Source organism: Bradyrhizobium sp. Rc2d, from assembly GCF_900099855.1.
In the GTDB taxonomy this organism is placed as follows: Bacteria; Pseudomonadota; Alphaproteobacteria; order Rhizobiales; family Xanthobacteraceae; genus Bradyrhizobium.
In genome coordinates, this window is the sequence record NZ_FNCU01000029.1 from 97,020 (window position 1) to 104,545 (window position 7,526).

Annotated in this window: 8 protein-coding genes; 5 read left to right on the forward strand and 3 right to left on the reverse strand. The window is 61.9% G+C overall.

Annotation, left to right across the window (positions count from 1 at the left end; all coding sequences use genetic code 11):
• Positions 1 to 124 precede the first annotated feature (124 nt).
• On the forward strand, positions 125 to 529 hold the full coding sequence (locus BLV07_RS29560; protein WP_091892982.1) for a VOC family protein: 405 nt from the start codon (positions 125 to 127) through the stop codon (positions 527 to 529).
• A gap of 285 nt (positions 530 to 814) precedes the next feature.
• On the forward strand, positions 815 to 1,045 hold the full coding sequence (locus BLV07_RS29565) for a hypothetical protein (RefSeq protein ID WP_143035523.1): 231 nt from the start codon (positions 815 to 817) through the stop codon (positions 1,043 to 1,045).
• 159 nt (positions 1,046 to 1,204) lie between these two features.
• Here BLV07_RS29565 and BLV07_RS29570 read toward each other — a convergent pair whose 3' ends face one another.
• A complete protein-coding gene (locus BLV07_RS29570) occupies positions 1,205 to 1,801 on the reverse strand; it encodes a phasin family protein (RefSeq protein WP_091893015.1) in 597 nt (198 codons plus the stop codon).
• Positions 1,802 to 2,040: 239 nt separating this feature from the next.
• Complete coding sequence (locus BLV07_RS29575; protein ID WP_349525479.1) at positions 2,041 to 2,577, reverse strand: DUF992 domain-containing protein; 537 nt, start codon at positions 2,575 to 2,577, stop codon at positions 2,041 to 2,043.
• A gap of 918 nt (positions 2,578 to 3,495) precedes the next feature.
• Between BLV07_RS29575 and BLV07_RS29580 the strand changes: the two genes are divergently transcribed.
• Positions 3,496 to 5,118, forward strand: a complete 1,623-nt coding sequence (locus BLV07_RS29580; RefSeq protein ID WP_091892986.1) for an ABC-F family ATP-binding cassette domain-containing protein — start codon at positions 3,496 to 3,498, stop codon at positions 5,116 to 5,118.
• Positions 5,119 to 5,403: 285 nt separating this feature from the next.
• Positions 5,404 to 6,279: an MBL fold metallo-hydrolase gene (locus BLV07_RS29585; protein WP_091892988.1), complete on the forward strand. Its 876-nt coding sequence runs from the start codon at positions 5,404 to 5,406 to the stop codon at positions 6,277 to 6,279.
• 144 nt (positions 6,280 to 6,423) lie between these two features.
• Here BLV07_RS29585 and BLV07_RS29590 read toward each other — a convergent pair whose 3' ends face one another.
• The gene (locus BLV07_RS29590) at positions 6,424 to 6,672 is read right to left on the reverse strand and encodes a hypothetical protein (RefSeq protein ID WP_091892990.1); all 249 of its coding nucleotides are present in this window, start codon (positions 6,670 to 6,672) and stop codon (positions 6,424 to 6,426) included.
• Between the two features lie 204 nt (positions 6,673 to 6,876).
• Between BLV07_RS29590 and BLV07_RS29595 the strand changes: the two genes are divergently transcribed.
• Entirely contained in the window at positions 6,877 to 7,341 is a 465-nt protein-coding gene (locus BLV07_RS29595; RefSeq protein WP_091892992.1) for a cupin domain-containing protein, read from the forward strand.
• Positions 7,342 to 7,526 lie beyond the last annotated feature (185 nt).

The following is a 7,526-nucleotide window of genomic DNA, read 5'->3' on the forward strand; positions in this document are numbered from 1 at the left end:
CGTTAGCTGCCCTGACCGATTGTTCAGTGGACGCCTCTATGTCGCCGATTGGACCCTGAGCGGACTTTGGCTTGACCGAGGATGCCACGCGCCCAACTCTTATTAAACTCAGAGGGAGAGAAGGATGCTAGCGAACGCGAAGGTGGCCACCCGTCTTCCAGCCAAGGACCTAGATCGGGCGCGGGCGTTCTATTCCGAAAAACTCGGGCTCGACCCTGTCGAACAACGCGAAGGTGGACTGCGCTACATCTGCGCAAGTGGCGAGTTTGCGATATTCATCTCGGCCGGAGTGCAATCCGGCACGCACACGCAGATGGGCTGGGAAGTTGAGGATATCGAGGCAACGGTGTGCGAGCTTCGCGCGCGAGGAGTCAAGTTCGAGGAATATGACCTGCCCGGTCTGAAGACCGTTGAGGGGATCGCCGAGATAGCCGGGAATTACGCCAGCAAGGGTATCGGTGAGCGAGGCGCGTGGTTCCGCGACAGCGAAGGCAATCTTCTTGGAATCGGGCAGCCGGTCCGGTCCTGATGGGGGGGATCGCACATGTTGTCGGCGTGCATCGCTCCCTAGCAGCCGTGACGCAAAGGCCACGCGGGTTTGGTCCATCAGCGAAGCAACCCTCGTCTAACGGAGGTCCGTTCGTTGAGGCATGGCGGACCAGATTTGCTTCTGCGTTCATCCTGCGTTTCTTCGTGAAGGCGCTGTTCATAATGGAACGACGATTTTCTGCATTGGTCCCCGCTCATTGTCACGAAACCAATCTCCGGCCCGATCGTTGGCCCAATGCTCCGTCACTTGCGAGAGGAGTGCCAAATGAAGCGAACGATCCTCGCGCTCGCCGCAGTGGCTGCTCTAGCTGCGGGAGCGGTAACAACAGCAAACGCTGTTGAGTTTGGCATCGGTCCCGGCGGCGTCTATGTCGGACCGGACCGATACTACCGTGACTACGGTAACGATTACTACGGCGCTTGCCGCACCATCGTCGAACACCGGATCAACCGGTTCGGTGAGGATGTTGTGGTTCGCCGCCGCATCTGCGACTGACCGCAGTGAGTAACGGTTTGGGCCCCGACGCGCGTCCAGTACGTCGGGGCCCTTATTGTTTCGGCCCTCAGCTCTGCGAGAGAACAAGGCCGTGAAGTTTGGCGGCGCGGTGAGCGGTGGGGTTCAGCCGCGCACGTGCGCCATGATTATGCCAGCGCGCTAGGCTGCGTGCCGCATGCGTTCGACACTCTGGGTTATATGGTTTCCGGCATCGTCAGCCACCTTCAGAGACATGTCCGCCATCCGGCGGCTGGTATCCAAGGCGCTACTGATCGTGTCGCGCATCAGATCAGTCTGCACGGCCGCCAAATCGTGAGGAGTTCGGCAGCGCCAGAGTTCATTCATGCGATCCATGGTCCGATCGATCTGCTGTCGAACGAAATCGAAGTACTCGCGCGACATGCCGTTCATTCCTTTGGCGACTGCGGTCGTAGAGTACATGATGGCTTCGGCGTTGCGGACCGAGCGTTCCGTTGCCCGCTGCGCTTCATTGCCCGTCAAACCGAACGTGAGACCAAGCTGATCAGTCGAGCGGCCCATCATCGCGGTGGCCATGTCGACGCCGAAGCGCCACGTGTTTTGCAGCATCTCGGCATTTTGTTGCAGTAGATGGCTGCTGGCTTGGGCGACCTCTTCGCCGGCCTCAGCAGTAGCTAGGCCGATCCGTCTGGTCTGCTCCGCGGTCCTCTCGGCGGCGCGGCGGATTGTGTCCTCAGGGCTTTGGGTAGACTTTTCCTCCTGGCGTGGATTGGCCATTAGTTGCTCCATCGTTGTTGTTGGTGAGGTCGGAGCCTATGCCCTCCGTCACAGGTGCGATCCTACGCGAGCAAACGTGGGCATTTCTGGACCGTTCCGGGGCGAGCGAATTTTAATCAATCCTCCGCCATTGCGCGCAGGAACGAGCGGTGCAACTTCCCTGAGGGCACCGGTGGCCACGGCGGGACCCGGACTCACCGACAAGCGCCATTTCTACTTCAATTCGCCGGCGACGGCGGTCACCTGCGGCGCACAGGCGCAGCGGCCGGCCGCAATTCCATTCTCGATATGCCTGCTGCGATGTTCATACCTGTTTGCGCCTGGACGGATACCGGCTGCAAGGCGATCGTGCGATCCGAGCCGCCCACCAGGAGGTTGGCGCCAACTCCGGCACCAACTGTGCCGCCGGCGGTCGCGCCCGCATAGGTTCCGGCCAACGCGGCGTGGCGAACCGCCGTCGGAGCATAAACGGCCCAAACGAGCTGACCGCCGGACGTGGCTCCTATATCGAGACCAAGCGTGCTGACGGTGCCTTCGTAAGCCTCGCGCGCCCTGCCTCTCGCCGATGCATAGATGCAGCTCAACTGCCGTTGTCCAGCAACGATCATGCCGACTCCGGGCGATATGTTGCACGTGAGCGTGCCGACTCTCGGTCGTCCGGCCTCCTGCGCCGTTGCCGGAACCGTGGCGAGCACGAGAGCGAGGGCCGCGCACGCTGTCGCCAAATTGGTCAGCCTTGTTTCGTTCAGCGTTGTCCCAATCATGAGGGCCTCCATCGAGCGTATTCGATGGTCCTTCAATGCGCGCTGAGCCCGCGATGTTCCCGTTGGTGGCGCACGTCGAAGACGTGCGAGTGAGCCCAATGCGGGGGAAATATTGAGTGACCGAGCGTCCTCAAACGGCTCTTGCTCTGCGGCCCACTTTGGCACGCCGTCTTCGGCCGATTGTTCTCGCTTCTGCGTTTCGGAGCCTGCTTCGAAGCGTCTCCACTTCTCGAAGCCCCGCCACAATCGCTTGCACACGCTCGCGCAGGACAGCGCAAGTATAGACCTGACCAGTACTGGACATCGCTGCCTCAGAATATGATTTGAACCAAGAAGTCGACGAAAAGACCAAGGAAGGAATATTCGCTAGGCCGAAGTCAGTGGGCTAAAGCTGCAGTCGCCAGATGCTCCCAGTACTCAGCCTCTGCGAGCAGTTTCCAGCTTCTGTCAGGATGAAGTGCGGCAGTCTGCCGGCAAAGTGACGCCATTGCGCGAAAGCGGCGGGCAGCTTCCATTCCAAACCTCCCATGTTTTCCCCAACATATTTTTGTATTTTATGATGGAGTCATCATGATTATCGGAAATAACTAAATTTGTCGTTTGTTGGCAGTTAATTAGGTTCCGGCGGCGCGCCTGCGTGAAATGAATTTCGCTTTTGGCTTCACATTAGTTTCGAATGCTTCGGTGCTCGGTCGTGTTGCGCGCCGATAGCGCATCTCCGCACAATCGACGCGCTAGGCGAGCTGATCATCTCCGCTCCCAACCATGAGATCGCAATGATGCAGACCGTCGAGGTCCACAAGCCCTAAGCTGCGGGGTGGAAACGACCGAATTGGCATCCGGTAGGGCTGATCCGGGCCCCGCCGGGCTTCCCCTGACGGCTCGCATGGCCTATGACGCTGCAACGCAAAAATCCCCCCAAAAGACCCCATGATCCGCCTCGACAACGTCAGCAAGCAAGCCGGCCACCAGATCCTGTTCATCGAAGCCTCCGCGGCCCTCAACAAGGGTGAGAAGATCGGCCTCGTCGGCCCGAACGGCGCCGGCAAGACCACATTGTTCCGGATGATTGCCGGCGAGGAACTGCCCGACGAGGGCCAGGTCTCGACCGATCGCGGCATCACCATCGGCTATTTCAACCAGGACGTCGGGGAGATGAGCGGCCGCAGCGCCGTGGCCGAGGTGATGAATGGCGCAGGTCCTGTCAGCGAGGTCGCAGCCGAGCTGCGCGAGCTCGAGGCCGCGATGGCGGACCCTGACAAGGCCGACGCGATGGACGAGATCATCGCCCGCTACGGCGAGGTGCAGCACCGTTTCGAGGAGCTCGACGGCTATGCGCTCGACGGCCGTGCGCGCGAAGCGCTGTCAGGCCTCGGCTTCAGCCAGGAAATGATGGACGGTGACGTCGGTAAGCTCTCCGGCGGCTGGAAGATGCGCGTGGCGCTGGCCCGCATCCTCCTGATGCGCCCCGACGTCATGCTGCTCGACGAGCCGAGCAACCATCTCGATCTCGAAAGCCTGATCTGGCTGGAAAAATTCCTGCGCGATTACGAAGGCACGTTGCTGATGACCTCGCATGACCGCGAGTTCATCAACCGCGTGATCTCCAAGGTGATCGAGATCGATAGCGGCTCGCTCACCACCTACACCGGCGATTACGAATTCTACGAGCAGCAGCGGGCGCAGAACGAGAAGCAGCAGCAGGCCCAGTTCGAGCGCCAGCAGGCCATGCTGGCCAAGGAGATCAAATTCATCGAGCGCTTCAAGGCGCGCGCCTCGCATGCGGCCCAGGTGCAGAGCCGGGTCAAGAAGCTCGACAAGATCGAGCGGGTCGAGCCGCCGCGCCGCCGCCAGAGCGTCGCGTTCGACTTCCCGCCGGCGCCGCGCTCGGGCGAGGATGTCGTCGCGCTGAAGAATGTCCACAAGGGCTACGGCAATAAGCGCATCTATGACGGCCTCGATTTCATGATCCGCCGCCGCGAGCGCTGGTGCGTGATGGGCATCAACGGCGCCGGCAAATCGACCTTGCTCAAGCTCATTGCCGGTGCGAGCGAGCCGGACGAGGGCACGGTCGCGCTCGGGGGCAGCGTCAAGATGGGCTATTTCGCCCAGCACGCGATGGATTTGCTCGACGGCGAACGCACCGTGTTCCAGTCGCTGGAAGACGCGTTTCCGACCGCGGGGCAGGGCTCCTTGCGTGCGCTCGCCGGCTGCTTCGGCTTCTCCGGCGACGACGTCGAGAAGCGCTGCCGGGTGCTGTCGGGCGGCGAGAAGGCGCGCCTGGTCATGGCCAAGATGCTGTTCGATCCGCCGAACTTTTTGGTGCTGGACGAGCCGACCAACCATCTCGACCTCGCCACCAAGGAGATGCTGATCACGGCGCTGTCGGATTTCGAGGGCACCATGCTGTTCGTCTCGCATGACCGGCATTTCTTGGCGACGCTGTCGAACCGCGTGCTGGAGCTGACCCCGGAGGGGATTCACCAGTACGGCGGCGGCTATACGGAATATGTCGCGCGCACCGGGCAGGAGGCGCCGGGGTTGCGGAGCTAGCATTTGCGGCGTGCCTTGACGCATTGACGTTCGCCGCTACGCTCCCTCCAAACGGCAGGGGTATCGCATATTGTGTTGAGCAGCCTGAGTGCACGCCTCGTCCTTCGAGACGACCGCTCCGCGGTCTCCTCAGGATGAGGCTGAGCGGAATCGCCGCCTGAAAAAACTGCTGCCGCGCACTCGCCCTCATCCTGAGGAGCCCGCCAAAAGCGGGCGTCTCGAGGGATAGGTCGCAACTGAGCCGGTCAAATGCGATAGCCCTGCTCCAAAAGGGAGCAAACAACCATGAAGCAACTCCGGATCGGCGACATCACCATCGATGCGGTGATCGAGCGGGAAGGGCCGTGGCGGCGGCCGCAGGATTTCTTCCCGGCCTATGACGAGGGCGTGTTTGCCCGTCATTTGCCGACGATGGAGCCGGAGGTGTTCGATGCCGCACGCGGCATGATGGTGATCACCTACCAGACCTTCGTGGTCCGCACGCCGCGCTACACGATTTTGGTCGACACCTGTACCGGCGAGGACAAGGGCCATCCGCCGCCGTTCGATTTCCCCGGCAAGGAGCGCTGGCGCAACGAATTGTTCGCGCTCGGCATCGGCTTCGAGCAGATCGACTACGTGTTCTGCACGCATCTGCATATCGACCACACCGGCTGGAATACCACCTTGCGCGACGGGCGCTGGGTGCCGACGTTCCCGAATGCCAAATACGTCTTCCACAAGCGTGAGTATGCGGCCTGGGATGCCGAGCACGCCAAGGGAGACAACCCGCCCGGCACCGTGTTTCGCGACAATTGCCTGCCGATCGTCGAAGCGGGGCAGGCGCTATTGGTCGATGACGACTACGCGCTCGACGACACCGTGACGCTGACGCCGACGCCGGGGCATTCGCCCTGCCATTGCTGCGTGAACATTGTCTCGAAGGGCCAGCGCGCGGTGGTCGCGGGCGATCTCATGCATCATCAGATCCAGTGCCGCGAGCCGGACTGGTCGGCGAAGCCGGATTGGGATCCGAAGCAGTCGGCGGTGTCGCGGCGAAAGTTCTTCGCGTCCGTTGCGGACACCGACACGTTGATCCTGCCGGTGCATTTTCCGGCGCCGACGGCCGGACTGATCAAGCCACTCGGCGACGCGTTCGATTATCGCTTCAAGCGGGAGTGAAGTTTCTCTTTCGTCATGGCCGGGCTCGTCCCGGCCATCCACGATCTTTGCGACGGAAACAAGAACGTGGATGCCCGGGACAAGCCCGGGCATGACGAATTGTGCAGCAACTGTTCGCTAGAAAAGCTGCGAATTCGTAGCGCCTTACGCGCTGGTCTCGCACTTCTTCATAAAGCTGTTCTTGGCGGCGCCGGCGAGCGGCTTGCCGTCGGCGCCGACGGCCTTGGGCGCGCACGCGTCGGCCTTGCACTTCTTCAGGAACGAGGTCTTGGCGGCACCGGCCAGGGGCTTGCCGTCCTTGCCGATCGCCTTGCTCTCGCAGGTTTCTTGCGCGAAGGCCGAACCCGCTGCAAAGGTGGCAACGATCGCCGCGAGGAAAATCCGCTTCATCATGGGTGTCTCCCTAAACCAGAAATGGCAGGAGGATTGGAGCCGGGAATCGTGGCGCAATCAAGCAGGATGAGCGGGCGTAGTCGGTTCGGCCTGCCGATTTTTCGGGCGCGATCGGCAAACGCCCCACTTATTGCACTGCTCGCTGACCAGGCCGGGCGATCCTGCTAGCTTCGGACGGTTGAGATAGAGAGAGGGAGCATCGTGATGGACGCCGTGATCCCGATAGACCAGGAAGCCGCCGACCGGCATTCTCACCTGGTTCAGCCGCAGGAGATGGACTGGCAAAAGACGCGCTTTCCGGGGTGCGAAGCCAAGACCCTGCTGTTCGATCGCAGCAGCGGTCTGATGACCGCCTTGATGCGCTTTGCCCCCGGATCGGTGCTGCCCGATCACGAGCATGTCGGCATCGAGCAGAGCTACGTCATCGAGGGCGCGCTCGTCGACAAGGACGGGCCAGCCAAGGGGATCGCCTGCAAGGCCGGGGAATTCATCTGGCGCGAGGCGGGCAGCCGGCACGCCGCTTGGTGCCCGGACGGCGCGTTGATCCTGGCGATCTTCCAGGTGCCGAACAAGTTCTTCGAAGCCGATGGCCGCGTCGTCGATGCCGCCGGCCAGGATTGGGAGGAGACGTGGGGGCACACCGACGCGCAGCGGGCGCGGAGCATTTAGCCGGTCCTGTAGCCCGGATGGAGCGAAGCGCAATCCGGGGGCAGACCAACCGTATCGCTCGACCGTCCGCGTGAGACGAAACCCGGATTACGCTTCGAGAGTGGGCAAGAATTGTGTTTCGCCCCTGATTATATGGCGTAGCCGAGGGTCGGGCGTATTTTTGCTTGGAAGCGCGGTGCCGTGGC